This is a genomic window from Janthinobacterium silvisoli, assembly GCF_014200725.1.
GTDB lineage: Bacteria > Pseudomonadota > Gammaproteobacteria > Burkholderiales > Burkholderiaceae_D > Janthinobacterium.
In genome coordinates this window covers 978,979-995,236 of the sequence record NZ_JACHCL010000001.1, presented here as the reverse complement: position 1 = coordinate 995,236, position 16,258 = coordinate 978,979, and the positions used below count along the sequence as shown (strand labels likewise).

Here is a 16,258-nt window from a genome sequence, read left to right as displayed (position 1 = left end):
CGCCATTGAAAGAAATCATCATGACTACTATTACTGTATATGCCGAAGGCAATTACGCAGGAACAAGCCAGGCGCTGGCGCCGGGCCGTTATGACATGGATGCGCTGCGCGTCGTCGGCAACGATACGATCAGTTCGATCAAGGTGCCCGACGGCTGGAGTGTGACCCTGTTCGAGCACGCCGGCTTCCAGGGGCGCAGCAAAGTCATCACGGCCGATACGCCCATGCTCGGCGATGGCTTCAACGACCTCGTTTCGTCCATCACGGTCAGCGACGCCGCCGCAAGCGCCGGTGTGGTGAGCGTGTATGCCGACGCCAATTTCAGCGGCAAGAGCCAGACACTGGCGCCGGGCAGTTACGACATGGGGGCACTGGGTGGCGTAGGCAATGACACCATCAGCTCGCTCAGAGTACCGGCGGGCTGGCGCGTGACACTGTATGAGCATGCCGGCTTCCAGGGCCGCAGCCAGATCGTCACCGCCGATATCACCATGCTGGGCGAGGCCTTCAATGACCAGGTGTCGTCCATCACGGTCAGCGCCCCTTCGGCCAGCGGTGGCGCAGTCATGGTGTATGCCGACGGTAATTTCAGCGGTACAACCCAGGCTTTGCAGCCTGGGCGTTACGACATGGCCGCGCTGGCTGCAGTGGGCAATGACACTATCAGCTCGCTCAGGGTGCCTGCAGGCTGGAGCGCGACGCTGTACGAACATGCCGGTTTCCAGGGCCGTAGCAAGCTGATTACTGCCGACACGCCGATGCTGGACGACGGCTTTAACGACCTCGTCTCGTCCATCGTGGTCAGTAACGTCGTCGCGCCCGCCCCGGCGCCCGCACCATTGGGGACCAACGTGCCGGCCAGCGCGGAACAACTGCGGATCGCCAGCCGCATGGCGCGTATCGCGTTGCGCCGCGAGGCGACCCCGGAAGAGCGCAAGCACTGGGGCGGCGTACTGGCGTCGCAGGCCACCCCGGGCGACGGCGTGGTGGTGTTGGCACAGGAGCTGATGAGGCATGGCGAGATTGCCAAGCTCGACGCCTCAGCCAGAATCGCGCGCGCCCATGACGCCATGTTGCAGCGCTATGACGCCACGCCGCCACGAGACCTCGCCCATTGGTTGCAGCGAAGCCAGCTGGACAACCAGTCCGTCAACGACCTCATCAACAATAATTTCAAGGGGATCGTTGCCAGCGGCTATCGCAGCGATGCTTGCGCAGCGCCTGTTGACGCGGCACAGCCAATGTTCGCGGTGCGCGACGCCGCCGGTTCGCCGCTGGTCTTCGCTATCGGATCGAACCGGCAGCTGTATCTGTTCCGCCGTACTGGCCAGTCCTGGCGTCAGTTGGCGCTCAGTGCGGTATTGCCGGCGCCCAGGCATGGCCATGTTCAGGGTTTGGATGTCCAGCAGGCGGCCGACGGCTCGATCGCGCTCGCCTTCGCCATGGCGCCACGCCGCGGAGTGGCGATCAGCACGGTATTCGTTGCCACCGGCCTGTCCAACGCGCTCGATGACAATGGCTGGATTGACGCCATCGGCAAGCTTCCGGCGCGGACGGGAGCGCCAGCCGGCACGGTGGTTTCGCAGATTTCCTTCGCGCCGGCCGGCGGCGGTGCTTCGCTGCTGGTGTTGGTCGGGGCCGCTGTTGCCGGCATCACCAACAGCTATTATTTCGACGCCGCCGCTGCGCCGGCAGCGTGGAAGACGCTGCGTATCCCCGAGGATGCGAATAGCGTGCGCGGCTATGCGCTGGGCACCTTCCGCCGGCCGGGCATCTGGACTTTGTACCAGGTAAACAACGATAGCGCCTTGACCTTTACCTCGTTCGAGGACGCCTTCGGCAAGACCATCAACGTGTCGTACACCGGTTTGCCGGCGGCAGTGAGCAGTTTCCGCCTGGCGCCGGGAAGCGACCCGGACGTCCCCGACGTGTACGTGGCCGGCAATGGCCTGGCCGTGTACCGGGCGAAGGCCGACGCCCCGGAACGTATCGCCAATGTGGACGGCGCCGCTATCGTATGGGTCGGGGCCGCGCCAGGCGCCAGCCATGTGGCCTATGTGGACGCCAGTCAGGCGCTGTATGTCGTCACGCGCAAGGCCGGCGAACCTTGGGGGCAGCCGTACCTGGTCTCCGGCGGGCTGGACAAGGTAGCCCTGCTGGGCAATCCGGTCGGCGCCGCGCTCGACATGCTGGCCATCACCCCGGGCGGAGCGCTGGAACTGCGCCGCATCGCCACGCCAGGCAGTGCCGCGGCGGTCGAGGAAATACCGCAGTGTGCAGTGTGGGATGAGGATCCGATGACACTTGCCGAACTGAACGTGGCCATCGACGCCGCCGCGCCGGTGGTCTATTTTGCCAGCGACGAGGAATACTTCTCGTCGACGGTCGATATTTTCCTGCGGCGTGTCGGCCTGTGGAATGAAATGCGGGGCGTGTGGCAGATGCCGCCGGGAACGCTGTGGGATGCTGCCAGCGGCGACGTGCGGTCCGATGCCCTGGCGATTTTGCCGCGCTCGGCCCCGGATAATCCCAAGCACGACAGCGACTACGTGCTGAAAATCGACGAGGCCGACTACAAGAGCCTGTTACCGGGGCATCCAGACGATGGGCCGTTGTACGTGCACGCCAAGTTCTTGCCGGCGGAAAACGCCACCGATCTCATTTTCTGGATATTCTGTCCCTATAATGGTGCCGGCATGCTGAAACTCGATACCCCGGGCCTGAACCGCCGCATCGACCTGGCGCCACTGGGCGTGCACGAAGGCGACTGGGAGCATTTCCTGGTCCGCATCGACAACGACACCGGCAAGCCGGTCAAGCTGTTCCTGTCCGCGCACGACAGTGGCGATTGGAAGGATATCGCCTCGCTCGAGCGCGACGCCGCCACCAGGCGCCTGGTGTTGTATACCTCGCGTCATGGCCATGCCTTCTATTCGACGGCGGGTGACAATCTGTCGAATGACCGCAGTGGCGGTATATGGGCTATCGGCCTGATCAATCATTGCGATCAGGGCAAACGCATCAATTTTGGCGATCCGGGGCGCAGCCGGCTGGTGTCGGCGGGTTTCCTGGCGCACGACGCGCCGCTGGAGCCGCTGTGGCTGCAGATGCCATGGCGCTGGGGCCGCTATTTCGATTTCTCGCGGGCCGATATCAGCAATGTCATCCGCAAGGTGCTGGGGCCGGTGGTCGGGTCGACGCCGTTCTTTGGCGCCTTGTCCGAGGCGGCTGCGGAAATACTGATCGACAAGAAGGTTCTGGGTGGGGAGGGCAACAGCGCGGGACCGCAGGCGATCAAATTCAAGGGCAACTGGTTCGGCCAGGAATAGGGCCGCGCCAGTGAAGTCAAGGCCGGCTCCGCAGAGCAGGCCTTGACTGCCATGTTATTCCAGCTGGGCGGCGTGTGGCGGTTCCAGCACCACCGGATCGTTGCCAACTTGCGGATCATGGCTGAATGTGTCCTGAAATTCGTTATCCTTGGAGACGAGGGCGAACTCAAGGAAGATATTTATATTGTCCTTTTTACTGTTAAGGTCGCTAAAGGTGATCATCTTGCGGTCGACGGACACGCTGGCCGGGCTGAACTCGGCCGGGTAGTCGGGCGTGACGCCAGTGAAGATGATGTGGTGCGGGGTCGGCGGCACCAGGCGAAAATTGATGATCGTGTTGCGATGACGGACATGGAGGTCGTCGCATTCCACCTCATACTCCTTGTTCTTTCCGGCATTACCGGTACCGGGTTGCACGCAGATTACCGTGACTAAAACATTTATCAACGTGGTATTGTAAAAGTCAAAAGGTGGTTTTGGATCCGGCTTCATATGTTTCCTTATTTGGTGTTGGACAGATAAAGCTTAAATGTGTGCTCGTTGTAGCCGATGTGTGACAACGTCGCCCTGGCTGCAGCCGCCTGGTCATCCTTGCCCAGGCAGTGTTGGGACTTCAGCCAGGGGTCCAGTATCCGGAAGTCGGCGCTTCCGGAAGCCTCTGTTTCAAGCAAGCCGGCCGCACGGGCACAGGCCGCATGCGCGGCGCCAGTGGCGCCGGACGCCGCTTCAATTTCCGCCAGCGTCAGCAGCGTGGCGGCCAGCGTCTCGCGGGTGTGGCTGTCGGCCAGGTTCTTGTCGAGTAGTCTGTCGAGCCGGACTACGGCCTCCTCGACCGCCGCCTTCGCCGCCCCGGCCTGGTGCCTGGCCAGCAGGGCGACGGCCGTGAGTTGCCGGCCGATGGCGTCCAGGCGCGCCCAGTCGGCCCGCTTCGGGTCGAGCGCGGTCAGTTCCGCCAGTTTCCCGCTGACCTCCCGTAACGCCGGCAAGGTCGCACCGGCATCGTGGTATGACGCGATGCGCAGCAGTTGCAGTTCGCTCAGTGCCAGATTCCATTGCCAGGTACGGTTGCTGGGTTCTTTGGCGATCAGCTGGTTCAGGATTTCTTGCGCGCGGGCCAGGTCATTGGCCGCCTCGCTGGCTTTGCCGAGGGCCAGTTTCAATCCGGCCAGATGCTGCAGCGCCCGCGCCTGCCGGTTGGCCCACAGCGCATCCTGGGGCGACCCCGCATGCAGCGCCTGGGCGATCGATAACTCCCTTTGATACAGTGCCAGCGCCGCCGCCAGTTCGCCCGCCGTTTCCTTGGTTGCGCCCACCCAGGACAGACTGTCGGCCAGTTCCACGGCCAGTGTCTTGTCTGCCGGCCGCTTTTCCAGCGCCCGCATCTTCAAGTCCACCGACAGCAGGAACTCGGCCGCCGCCAAGCGCGGCAGTTTGCGTTTCAAGGCCACGGTGCCCAGATTGTTGTGGGCGTAGGATTGTTCGATCCAGGCATCGACATCGTCGGGGGCGAGTGCATAGCGCCGGTCGCTGTAGTACAGGTATTGGCCGAACAGGTGCTCGGCCTGCGCGTAATCGTTCTGGTTGAGGCGGATCTGTCCCTGCCAAAAGGCATTGTTGCCGAGCTGCTTCAATATCTCACCATCGCGTGGCAAGGCCACCAACTGCTGCAGCAGGATAGCCTGCGCCGCTTCCAGCGCCTCCATTGCCGCGCGCGGGTCGCCACGGGCGATGCGTACTTCGCCGATCACTTCCAGCGCCTTGGCACGGTGGGTCAGCGATGTATTGTTGAGCTGGGCACTATCCGAACTGGCGAGATACTCGAGCGCCTTGGCGCTAACGCTGTCGAGCAGGTCCAGGCGTCCTATGGGCCGCAGCTTGTCGGCAAAGTCTCCCAGCATGAAACCCATCAATCCTTCTGCCTGGGTGCCGCGGCGCTCGGCGATTTTTTTTGCGGCCACGGCGCTGACACCCAGGCCGCCAGCGAGCACGGCCAGCCCGACGATGACCACGATGACGCCGGCGCGGATGCGATCGCGCCAGCGGGCCTTATGGGCAGAGACCTGGATCAAGTCGGTTTCGTCGGCGGACAGTGTCACCACGCCCGACTGGAGCAGGCCGAGCGCCTCGTCGAGCTGTTTGCCGCGTGGCAGCAGTAAATCTGCTGACCTCTTTTCGGCCAGCCAGCGGCGCGTCAACAAGGCGATACGGCCGCGTGTCCGGAGCAGCTCGCGGTGCTCGCTGATCCAGGACGTGACGCGGGGCCAGCGCCGCAGCAGGGCTTCGTGGGCGAGACCGAAACCCGATTCGTCGCCGACCAGTTCGCTAACGAACAGGCGGTGTTCCACCAGCGCATCGACCAGTTCGCGCTCGCCGGCCGAACGCAGCGCCGAGCGCGGCGCGCGCCAGCTGGCCAATGTATCGTCGCCGGCCGACAAGGTAACCAGCATTGATAGCACGCGCGGCAGCGCCGCCCGCTGGGCTTCGGTCAATGCGCTTATTACTTCCTCGGCGCGTTGGCCGATCGCCCCTTCGATGCCGCCCAGGTGATGGAAGGCGTCGCAGCGCAGTTCGCCGTCGCCGGTGCGCAAACGGTACAGCTCCTGCAGCGTGTATTGCAGCAGGGGCAGCGCATCCGGGCTACCGGACGCGCTCTGGCATAGCAAGTCGTCCAGGCGCGCGTGGCTGTGGGGATCGATACCGAAAGAAAGTCCCGCAGCCTGTGCCGGCAGCCGGATCATTTGCGCAATGTCGGCCGCGGCCGGTGGCGTGACGTCGAAATGGCCGCCGCGCGACTTGTCTGCGATGAGCAGCGGAAAGCGCGCGATGCTGGGATAAAAATCGTTGCGGCAGGCAATGATAACGATGATGTGACTGCTGCGCGCCAGCCTGTCCAGCGTCAGGAAGAATTGCTCACGCTGGGCGTCGCTCACACGGGCAAGGGAAAAAATCGCCTCCAGCCGGTCGACGAAAAGCAGCAGGTGGGAGCCAGGCGCCGATCCGGCGCCCAGTGTTACCTGCAGCTCGTCGAGCAGGGTTTCCAGGCCGTCGCGCAGGCGGCCCGCCAGCGAATCACCGCTGGCGCCGGGAAAGCAGGGGTTCTCGCCCAACTGCCAGTCGAGCAGGCTGCTGGCGAGGGCAAGCAGCAGTTCCTGCCCGCCCACATCGGCCATGTCCAGTGTCACCGATGACACCATCGCGATGCCACCGGCGGCTACGGGACGCGCCAGCGATGGCAGGAGTCCGGCCCGCACCAGGGAGGTCTTGCCGGCGCCGCTGGGGCCCAGCACCACGACCAGCGCCCGCCCGGCGCGCGACTGGGAGATGACTGTCTGTCGCAGTTGCTCTGTGGCATCTCGACGCCCAAAGAAGATCGCCGCATCGTTTTCATCGAAAGCCTGCAGTCCGCGAAACGGTGAGCGTCCCGCCAGCGCCGGATTGGCCGCCACGCCGGCATCGGCTGCTTGCCGCACCACCTCGCCGATAGTGCGGTAGCCGCGCTTGCGGATCGTTTCGATATATACCGGAACCTTGCTGTTGTCGCCCAACTGCGCACGCAACTGGGTAATGGTCTTGTGCACCGGATTGTCGCTATAGACGGTACTGCCCCACACCTCCCGCAGCAGTTCCTCGGCGCTCACTACCATATTGGCCCGTCCGCACAGCGTGACCAACACATCCATGACGCGCGGCTCGAGACGCCGCATTTCGGTATCGCGCGAGATCTGATTTGTCAGTGGGTCGACGTACCAATCCGCAAAGCGAAATGCTGTATTACCCATGGCGCCGCTATTTCCGTAGAAGGGTGAAAAGCGAGTCTCATACCCATATCGGCAAGAAAATCTCTTTTAAAACATGAACTTAAGAATGGGAAGGTATCCGTAAGGTTTCCAAAATGCATTGGATATAGAGTCTATCCCGAGTCAGGTAATTTTTACAAGAATTATGTATTCAGCCATATTTATTTAATATAAGTAACGACAGGGAGTATGATCATTAATACATTTTCCACATTGCTCACGGGGACCGATCAAGCCTGTTTTGACGCGGTCACGGCCACGGTTACTGCACCGCAGGCGACTATTCCGAGATCGGAAATCATGGCCGCGCTGGAGCGGCTGCTGGGCAGCGCCGTGTTCACCAGGGCGCACCGCATGTGCCGCCTGCTGCAATTCCTGGTCGAGCGCCGGTTGGCGTGCGCGGCGCAAAACTTCAAGGAATATGTGATTGGGGTGGAGGTATTCAACCGCAATCCGGCGCTCTACGACCCTGCCGACGACCCCATCGTCCGGGTGCAGGTGGGGCGCCTGCGCGAGCGGCTGCGTCTCTATTATGCGGGGGACGGCAGGCACGCCGGCGTCATCTTCTCGATTCCCGTCGGCGGCTACGTGCCGCACATTCACCGGCCGGATGGCTGCGCTACCCTGGCCGGACAGAGCTACATGCTTGCGTTGAAATCGGTCCGCGCCATCGCGGCTGATCCGGCGTCGCACTGGTTTTCGCAGGGGGTGAGCGAGGAATTGAGCGACCTCCTGTTCCGCGCATTCGGCAGCCGTATCGTGCCCCACACTTTTTCGGGGGCGGAGTCAGCAGATGGGACGTCGCGGCCGCCCAACAACATCAGGTACTGGCTGGAAGGTAGCGTGCGCATCGAGCATGCCCGGGTGCGTGCCAGTTTCCGGCTGGTCGATGCCTGGGCGGCCTGCATTGCCTGGTCGTGGCAGTTCGATCTCCAGGGGCCAGTCACCATCTTGCTGCAGGAGCAGCTTGCCGCTGATGTATGTGTGCAATTGCAGATATATTTTTCCCGCGCCAGCCCACCTGTTTGTGATACGCCATCGCTGTAACGGTGTGTTACTGATGCCGATGAAACAAGGCCGCTACACTTCGACCGTCTTGCATGCCGTGGTTCACGGCCCCCGGATCGCCAGGCGGCGCCACTTTTCACCAATCAGGAGTACACCATGTTACAGGGTATCGATATCTACCAGGGCAGCGGAAAAATCGACTGGGCCAAGGTCAAGCAGGCGGGCATCTCGTTTTGCTTCATCCGCGCCGCCTACGGCGACCGTGCAGATAGCGCCGCGCTGGACAACCTGCGCGCCGCGAGAGCGGCCGGACTTGTCTGCGGCGTCTACCATTTCATTCGCGCCAGCAAGACGGAGGCGGCGCAGATCGCACTGATGAAGAGCCTGGTCGAATCGCTGGGGATTGGCAAAGGCGATTTGCCTCCGGTGATCGACGTCGAAGATAACCCCTTTTATGACGGTGCCTGGGACCGGGCCTGCAACGCGTCGTATCTGGAGATGGTGAAAAACTGGACGCAGGCGATGCAGGCGCGCCTGGGCGCACCACCCATCATCTATACCCGGGCGAGCTTCTGGCAGCAGCTGGGCAACCCCAAGGCGTTCGCTGACAACCCGCTATGGGTCGCCAGCTACCGTGCGGATCAGCCGCGCCTGCCAGATGGATGGCAGCAGCATACGTTCTGGCAGTACAGCGAGAGCGGCGTCGTCGAGGGCCTGAAAGGACAGTACGACCTCAGTTATTTTCATAGTGCTGATCCCGAAGCGCTGCGTTCGCTGGCGCTGAAATAAGGACACTTGTATGCGCATCGCATTTCCAGCTCTTGTACTGCTGCTCGTCGCCATGGGGCGGATCGCAGCTTGCCATCACCTTGATCGCGGCAGCCCTTTGCTGACCAGTGCGCCGCTCCCGGCATCGACGCCTATTTCGCGCAGAAACCGGCATTAATCCCGGACATGTTCTATCGGATGCAAATGAACATGCCGCCAGCCGGGCGTGCCGGCCTGCGCCGGTTCATCAGGCAGCAACAAACACTCTATTGGCAATTCGATGCGCAAAAATAAGGAGCACGGCGATGCTCATGTCGGCAAGCACAGGAAAGCCGGATCAGCTAGCGACCTTGGCGCGGCGTGTTGGGCCTGGATGCCATTCGATAGTGGCGCAGCAGTTGAGTTATGTCATGGCGCAAGCCGAAAGAAGTTGAAGGACAGCCCTTGATCTTGCCTTTGCAACGGCATAGTATACTGTATGTATATACAGTATATGAGGCCTTTCATGAACGCATCCCTTCCAGAGCACGATGACTACGATGCCGGGCAAGTCATGTTGCCGCCACCATCGCTGAAGGCGCGCAAGGGGCGTGGTGCCGTATCCAACCTGCAAGGGCGCTACGAAGTGCATGCACGTGACGGGTTCGACGATGGCTGGGGTGTGCCGGACGACGATGGACAAGAGCCGGAGCCAGGAGCGGCGGCCTGGAAGACGCAAGTCACGGCCGAGCAGGCACGTACCATCCTGACGCGCAATCAATCTCCTGATTTGCCGTTCAATGTTTCCTTGAATCCATACCGTGGATGTGAGCATGGCTGTATTTATTGCTTCGCCAGGCCGACCCATAGCTATCTGGGCCTGTCGCCCGGGCTCGATTTTGAAAGCAAGATTTTCGCCAAGGAGAACGCGCCCGAGCTGTTGCGGCGCGAGCTGGCCAAGCCAGGCTATGTCCCCGAACCGATTGCGCTGGGCGTCAATACGGATGCCTACCAGCCGTGCGAGCGTGAATGGCGGCTGACGCGCAGGGTGCTGGAAGTGCTGGACGAATGCGCGCATCCGGTGGCGCTGATCACCAAGTCGTCTTTGATCGAACGCGATATCGATTTGCTGGCGCCGATGGCGGCCAAGCGCCTGGCGGCTGTCGCCATCACCATGACCACGCTGGACCCGGCGATTTCCCGTACTCTGGAGCCGCGTGCGGCCGCCCCGGCGCGGCGGCTGCGCACCATCCGCACCTTGACGGACGCGGGCATTCCGGTCGGTGTCAGCATCGCGCCCATCATCCCTTTCGTCACGGAACCGGAAATTGAAAAGTTGCTGGAGGCCGTGCGCGACGCAGGCGCCATCCACGCCCATTACGTGGTGCTGCGCTTGCCCTGGGAAGTGAACCCGCTATTCCAGCAATGGCTGCAAACGCATTTCCCCGAGCGGGCACAGCGCGTCATGAACCGGGTGAGGGAGATGCGTGGCGGCAAGGATTATGACAGTACTTTTGGCGCGCGCATGCAGGGGGAAGGCATTTGGGCTGACTTGATACGCCAGCGCTTTGAAAAGGCGGTGCACCGGCTGGGGCTGCACGGCAAGGGCGGCCGCTTCAAGCAGCTCGACAGTACCCAGTTCCGGCGCCCGCTGGTGGTGCCGCCGCTGGGGGCGAAGGCGAGGAGCGCCAGCGAAGGGCAGCTGAGTTTGTTTTGACTGCAGACGCAGGCAGCGTAGCCAGCGCTGCTGTCATATGCCTGACAGGTCTGGCATATGACAGCGTGGTGATTTGTTTAATGCGCCAGTTCCGGCAACACTTCCGGACTATCTTCGACTGCTCTTTTAAAGAAGAACAAGGTGACCAGCACGATGGTGATCGGTACCAGGGTCAGGTAAAACGCGAAATGGCCGCTAAAGTTGCCGAACACATAGCCGGTGATCAGCGAACCGGTGGTGCCGCCCAGGGCCGAGAATATCACCAGCAAGCCGGTCATGGACGAGTGCTGGTTCTTGGGCAGGGAGCTGAGCATGACTGAGTTGATGCCCGGGTAGATAGGCGCCATGAACAGGCCGATCAGGGGGAACAGGAAAGTTGCCAGCGGCGCAGTGGCCCATGTTACGTGCGGGTCGAGCACCACGTCGTGGGTCAGTGGCAGCGCCAGCAGCACCATCGCCGCCATGCCGATGACGCAGCCGTTCATGACCGGGTACCAGTTGATCTTGCGCATCAGCACGCCGGCCGACAGACGTCCCAGCGCCAGGCAGGCGGCAAAAATACTGGTCACTTCCACGCTCATCGCGGTGGGCAGCTTGAGGATTTCATTGTTGAAGGTCGGCAACCATGTGCCCACGCTTTGCTCGATCAGCACGTACAGGAAGGCGGTCAGCACGAACACGCATACCAGCGGCTTGAAGAACAGCTTGAGCATGGCGGCGAAGTCCTGGGCGATGCTGCGTCCGGCCGGCAATTGCGCACCCCGTTCGTCAAACGGCGTGGCCAGCACCAGCAAAAAGGTCAGCGCGCACAAGGCTGCCAGCACCCAGTACACTTGCAGCCAGCTATGCGATTTCGGGTCGCCCGAATCGATGAAGTGGCCGAACAGCCAGTAGGCGCTGAGCACGCCGACCATAAAAAACCCTTCCAGCGTATTCATGGTGCTGGCGTGCTGACGGCGGTCCTTGCTGATCAGGCCCACGGTCGAATACACCGATACCTTGACCAGCGCGAACGCTACGCCGGTGCATAAAAACAGCATCTTGGTGGTCAAAAAGGAGGGCAGCAATGGCATCGCGACGCAGGCAGCGGTGACGATGGCCAAGCCGGCCAGTATGGCTTTTTTATAGCCGATACGCGGCAGGAAGGAGGCCAGCACGAAAGACACGATGGCGATCGGCAAATCCTTGAATCCTTCCAGCACGCTGGCGCTGGCCTTGCTGACACCATAGTTGCCGATGACTTGCAAAATTACCGTCCCGACACTGTTGAGCAGGATGGCGAAGACGAAATAGATCAGCAGCAGGATGCAGAATATGCGTTTGTTTTTCACGGTGTCTCCGTAGCTTGGTCATTTGGGTTTTTGTTATTGTTTTATTGTTGGTTTTATTTGGCGCGGTACGCCTGCGTGCTACTGGTAGCGCTGCAGGTCGAACTGGTCCAGCCCCGGGATCACCAGGTCGGCCTGGGTCAGCACTTCCGGCAAGCCGATGCCCAGTGCATACATGCCGGCCGCCTTGATCGCCGCCACACCGGCTACCGCGTCTTCCACGCCGAGGCAATCGGCGGGCGCCACGCCCAGTTCGGATGCAGCTTTCAAGAAAATCTCCGGGTCCGGCTTGCCCCTGGCGATGCGCGCCGCATCGACCACGTAATCGAAGGCGCCCGTGATGCCGAGCCGCTCGAGCACCGTGAAGGCATTCTTGCTGACCGAGGCCAGGCCGATTTTCAAGCCGGCCGCGCGCACCGTCGCCAGCGCCTGCGCCGCACCGGGCAGCAGGTTGTCGGCCGACATCGTTTCGATCAGTTGCTGGTAATGCAAATTCTTTTCATCGGCCAGCGCCAGTTTTTCGGCCGCCGTGTACTGCCTGGCTGACGACGCCAGGATCAGGTCCAGCGATCCCATGCGGTCTATGCCCTTCAGGTGTTCATTGAAGGCGGCGTCGAATGGCACGCCCTGGCTATCGGCCAGCCGTTTCCAGGCCAGGAAATGGTAGTGGGCGGTGTCGGTGATGACGCCGTCGAGATCGAAGATGACGGCTTTGAAACGGGTATGAGACATGTTGTTTTCCTTGGTTTAAGCGAGTGACTTCACTGGCGCAGACAATGTCAATGTGATTTCTTCGCCACGGTGCGACAGGCGCAGCGTTTCGCCTTGCAGCAAACGGTATTCGGTGCGGCCCGGTTCGACCCGCACTTCCAGCAGCGCACCCTGGAAATGGATCTTGAAGGTGTAGTGCTGCCACTGGGTCGGCAGGGTAGGGGCGAAGCGCAGTGCGCCTTTGACGACGCGCATGCCAGCAAAACCGTAGGCCACGCCCATCCAGGTGCCGGCCATGGCGGCCGTGTGCACGCCGTAGTGGGTGTTGCCATGGGTATTGTCCAGGTCCAGGCGCGCGGTTTCCATGAAGAAATCGTAAGCTTGCTCGTGGTAGCCGATTTCGGACGCGATGATGCTGTAGATGCAAGATGACAGCGAGGAATCGTGTGTCGTCAGCGGTTCGTAGTAATCGAAATCGCGTTTCTTGTCTTCCTTTGAGAACTCATCGCTCAGCAGCAACAAGGCCAGCACCACATCGGCCTGTTTGCACACTTGATGACGGTAGATCACCATCGGGTGATAGTTCAGCAGCAGCGGGTATTTTTCTTTCGGCGTGTTGGCGAAATCCCATACTTTCTTGGACAGGAAACTGTCGTCCTGGGCGTGGATTTGCAGCGCGGCATCATATGGCAGGTTCATCAGCTGCGCGGCGCGGCGCCATGCGGCCGGTTCGGCATTGTCCAATGCCATCAGGGCGGCGATGCGGGAGAATTGCTCCGGTTGCTTTGCTGCAATGCGCTCGGCCACGTCGGCGGCGAAGTTCAGGTGCAAACGCGCCATGGCGTTGGTGTAATAGTTATTATTGACCAGTGCCGTGTATTCGTCCGGTCCCGTCACCTGGTTGATGCAGAAGCGTCCTTCGCGGTCGTAGCTGCCGATGCCCAGCCAGATGCGGGCCGTTTCCATCAGGATTTCAGCGCCGAAGTTGACCAGGTAATCCTGGTCGCCGGTGGCTTCAAAGTACAGCTTGATCGAATAGGCGATGTCGGCATTGATATGGTATTGCGCGGTGCCGGCCGGGAAGTAGGCCGAGCATTCCTCGCCCGCAATCGTGCGCCATGGATACAGGGCGCCGCGCTCGTGCGACATCTGGCGGGCACGTTGACGTGCCTGCTCCAGGCCGGCGTAGCGGTATTCCAGCAGTTTTTTGGCGATTTCGGGCTTGCTGTACAGGAAGAACGGGAAGATATAGATTTCCGTATCCCAGAAATAGTGGCCTTCATACCCTTCACCGGTGACGCCCTTGGCCGAGATATTGGTCTTGCCGTCGCGCCCGACCGATTGCAGCAAATGGAACTGGTTGAAATGGATGCCTTGTTGCAGGGCGTCGTCACCGGCGATTTCCACGTCGGCTTGCTGCCAGAAATTGGCCAGGTATTGTTCCTGCTCCAGCAGCAGCTCGGCAAAACCGGTCGCTTGCGCCTGGGCCAGCGTATCGCGGCTGCGGTACATCAACTCCTTGGCAGGATAGTCGCGCGACGAGAAATAGCTGCCGAACTTGGTCAGGCGGATGGCTAGTCCCTCGGTCGCTTGCACTTCGTAGGATTGCTCCAGGCGCTGGCCGTTTTTCAGCAAGCGCAGCGTATGCGTACCCGAATAGTCCAGTTTGCTTGCGGTGGCGCTGACCAGCGCGAAGCCGCTGTTGCTGGTGTGGTGCAGCAGGGCCGAGAAATCGTCTTCCTGCTGGCTGTCGACCAGTTGCAATGCCGGGCCGGAAACGGCCGAGCCGATGCGGGGATCGTCGCCTGCTTCGATATTCTTGACGGCGCCGTCGAGGCTGGCGACCAGCCGCAGCTTGCCGGAGAAATTGAGCGGCGTAACCGTGTATTCGATGGCGTACAAATGCTTGTGCTCGAAGCACACCACGCGGCGGCTGACGATGGAGATGCGCTGGCCCTTGCTGGAGGTCCATAACACCTTGCGCAGCAGCACGCCGGTGCGGAAGTCCAGGCTGCGCTCGTATTGTTCTACCGTGCCGTGCAGCAAGTCGAAACGCTCGTCGTCTATCCACAGGCTGATGCCTTTGCCGTTGGGCACGTTGAGCATGAACTGATTGGTCTTGGCCAGGCCGTAGGCCGTTTCCGGATAGTGGATGGTTTCGGATTCGTAGAAACCGTTCAGGTAGCTGCCGTCGAGCGTGGTGTTTGCCGGTCCGCTGTAGCCATCTTCATAGCTGCCGCGCAAGCCGATATAGCCATTGCCCAGCGCAAACAGGGTTTCGTCGAGAAAATGCGATTGCGTATCAAACGATGTTTCACGGATGCTCCAGGCATCGAGCGGGTAGGTGTGTTGAGGTTTGGCAGACGAGACCACGGTGTATTCCTTTTGCGTTCGGTTGAACATGAAAACAGCTAGTGTTTGTAATTAAAAGAGGGACAGCTGGGACGATAGGGCTCAGGTCTGGCGCACCATCAAGGTCGTTGGCAACATTTCTGATGTGACTTTTTCGCCGTCGATCAGGCCCAGCATCTTGCGGGCTAGCAGCACGCCACCGTCATGCAGATACTGGTGCACGCTGCTCAGTGGCGGCATGAAGCTGGCGGCGCTAGGCGTGTTGTCGTAGCCGATCACGGAAATATCTTCCGGCACGCGCAAGCCTTTTTCAGTGAGCGCGCGGATCGCGCCCATGGCCAGCAGGTCGCTGACGGCAAACAGGCCGTCGTAGATGGCGCCGTTTTTATTGAGCAGCGCCATCACGCTGTCGAAGCCCGCTTCGAAGGTGAACGCTTTCGGGCGCACGATATGTACCTTGGCCTGGCCATGGGCCGCATCGATAAAGCCGGCGCAACGCTCGCGCATCTCGGCGTGGTCGACGTCGCCCAGGAAAATGACTTGTTTTCGGCCCTGTTCCAACAAACGCCCGGCAGCGCTGGCGCCGCCATTGCGGTTATCGCTGCCGACCACGATGTAGTCGGAGCCAGCCTCTTGTGCGCCCCAGACCACCAGCGGCAAGCCGGCTTTTTGCAGGAAATGCACGGCTTCGTTGTGCGAACCCTGGCCCAACAGGATCAAGCCGTCCGCGCCCTGTACTGGCGCCGTGTTCATTAATTGCTTCGATGTCAGCACCACGCTATAGCCAGCTGCGGTCAGTTCCTGTGTGATACCGCCCAGTAATTCCAGCGGGTAGGGGCCGGACATGGGCCGGTTCTTGTCCGGCGCCATCTCGACGACCACGGCCACCGAATAACTGCGGCGCATGCGCAGATTGCGCGCGCTCACGTTCAACAGGTAACCCTGTTCCTGGGCAATCTGGCGGATCTTGGTCCGTTTCTCTGGCGTCACCAGAGGGCTGTCGCGCAGTGCGCGCGAGACGGTAATCTTGGAAACACCGGCCAGACGGGCCAGGTCTTCCATGGTCAGGCCGGAATCGCTTTTACGCATGGCGATATTCCTGGCGAGTAGGCATGGGAAAGGGATGAGCAGGTGCAACTAGGGTGGCAGATAAGCGCATGGCGATAGCTTTTTGTTAGTTTGTCTCGACAATGATATCGATATCATTTTTTGTTTTAAGGTCTGCAGAATTGATGATCTTAGCAAGATTCTGCATCACTGATGCCTGCA

At 61.1% G+C, this 16,258-nt stretch carries 10 protein-coding genes; 4 read left to right on the top strand and 6 right to left on the bottom strand.

The genetic code is table 11. The features are described from left to right. The first annotated feature begins 20 nt into the window (after positions 1–20). Complete coding sequence (locus HDE75_RS04495; RefSeq protein WP_183676034.1) at positions 21–3,329, top strand: Vps62-related protein; 3,309 nt, start codon at positions 21–23, stop codon at positions 3,327–3,329. Between the two features lie 54 nt (positions 3,330–3,383). Here HDE75_RS04495 and HDE75_RS04490 read toward each other — a convergent pair whose 3' ends face one another. Beyond that, positions 3,384–3,821, bottom strand: coding sequence for a hypothetical protein (locus HDE75_RS04490; protein ID WP_183676035.1), 438 nt, complete (start codon positions 3,819–3,821; stop codon positions 3,384–3,386). Between the two features lie 8 nt (positions 3,822–3,829). Further along, on the bottom strand, positions 3,830–7,033 hold the full coding sequence (locus tag HDE75_RS04485; protein ID WP_183676036.1) for an nSTAND1 domain-containing NTPase: 3,204 nt from the start codon (positions 7,031–7,033) through the stop codon (positions 3,830–3,832). 282 nt (positions 7,034–7,315) lie between these two features. Here HDE75_RS04485 and HDE75_RS04480 point away from each other — a divergent pair, with 282 nt between their 5' ends. From HDE75_RS04480 to HDE75_RS04470, 3 genes are all read left to right on the top strand, one after another. Further along, positions 7,316–8,173 (top strand): hypothetical protein, encoded by an 858-nt coding sequence (locus HDE75_RS04480; RefSeq protein ID WP_183676037.1) that lies wholly within the window; start codon positions 7,316–7,318, stop codon positions 8,171–8,173. Between the two features lie 117 nt (positions 8,174–8,290). Beyond that, positions 8,291–8,923 (top strand): glycoside hydrolase family 25 protein, encoded by a 633-nt coding sequence (locus tag HDE75_RS04475; RefSeq protein ID WP_183676038.1) that lies wholly within the window; start codon positions 8,291–8,293, stop codon positions 8,921–8,923. Between the two features lie 532 nt (positions 8,924–9,455). Then, positions 9,456–10,598: a PA0069 family radical SAM protein gene (locus HDE75_RS04470; protein ID WP_183676643.1), complete on the top strand. Its 1,143-nt coding sequence runs from the start codon at positions 9,456–9,458 to the stop codon at positions 10,596–10,598. A gap of 77 nt (positions 10,599–10,675) precedes the next feature. On the opposite strand, the gene HDE75_RS04465 is transcribed toward HDE75_RS04470, so the two are convergent. From HDE75_RS04465 to HDE75_RS04450, 4 genes are all read right to left on the bottom strand, one after another. Next, positions 10,676–11,929, bottom strand: coding sequence for an MFS transporter (locus HDE75_RS04465; RefSeq protein WP_183676039.1), 1,254 nt, complete (start codon positions 11,927–11,929; stop codon positions 10,676–10,678). Positions 11,930–12,007: 78 nt separating this feature from the next. Further along, entirely contained in the window at positions 12,008–12,658 is a 651-nt protein-coding gene (gene pgmB, locus HDE75_RS04460; protein ID WP_183676040.1) for a beta-phosphoglucomutase, read from the bottom strand. Between the two features lie 15 nt (positions 12,659–12,673). After that, a complete protein-coding gene (locus tag HDE75_RS04455; protein WP_183676041.1) occupies positions 12,674–15,040 on the bottom strand; it encodes a glycoside hydrolase family 65 protein in 2,367 nt (788 codons plus the stop codon). Between the two features lie 51 nt (positions 15,041–15,091). Then, on the bottom strand, positions 15,092–16,078 hold the full coding sequence (locus HDE75_RS04450) for a LacI family DNA-binding transcriptional regulator (protein WP_260173678.1): 987 nt from the start codon (positions 16,076–16,078) through the stop codon (positions 15,092–15,094). Between the last annotated feature and the right edge of the window lie 180 nt (positions 16,079–16,258).

What these genes read in the sequence shown, in the direction of transcription:
- HDE75_RS04495 (WP_183676034.1), top strand. Translation starts at nt 21, where the DNA reads ATGACTACTATTACTGTATATGCCGAAGGCAATTACGCAGGAACAAGC.
- HDE75_RS04490 (WP_183676035.1), bottom strand. Translation starts at nt 3,821, where the DNA reads ATGAAGCCGGATCCAAAACCACCTTTTGACTTTTACAATACCACGTTG.
- HDE75_RS04485 (WP_183676036.1), bottom strand. Translation starts at nt 7,033, where the DNA reads ATGCGGCGTCTCGAGCCGCGCGTCATGGATGTGTTGGTCACGCTGTGC.
- HDE75_RS04480 (WP_183676037.1), top strand. Translation starts at nt 7,316, where the DNA reads ATGATCATTAATACATTTTCCACATTGCTCACGGGGACCGATCAAGCC.
- HDE75_RS04475 (WP_183676038.1), top strand. Translation starts at nt 8,291, where the DNA reads ATGTTACAGGGTATCGATATCTACCAGGGCAGCGGAAAAATCGACTGG.
- HDE75_RS04470 (WP_183676643.1), top strand. Translation starts at nt 9,456, where the DNA reads ATGTTGCCGCCACCATCGCTGAAGGCGCGCAAGGGGCGTGGTGCCGTA.
- pgmB (WP_183676040.1), bottom strand. Translation starts at nt 12,658, where the DNA reads ATGTCTCATACCCGTTTCAAAGCCGTCATCTTCGATCTCGACGGCGTC.
- HDE75_RS04455 (WP_183676041.1), bottom strand. Translation starts at nt 15,040, where the DNA reads ATGTTCAACCGAACGCAAAAGGAATACACCGTGGTCTCGTCTGCCAAA.
- HDE75_RS04450 (WP_260173678.1), bottom strand. Translation starts at nt 16,078, where the DNA reads ATGCGTAAAAGCGATTCCGGCCTGACCATGGAAGACCTGGCCCGTCTG.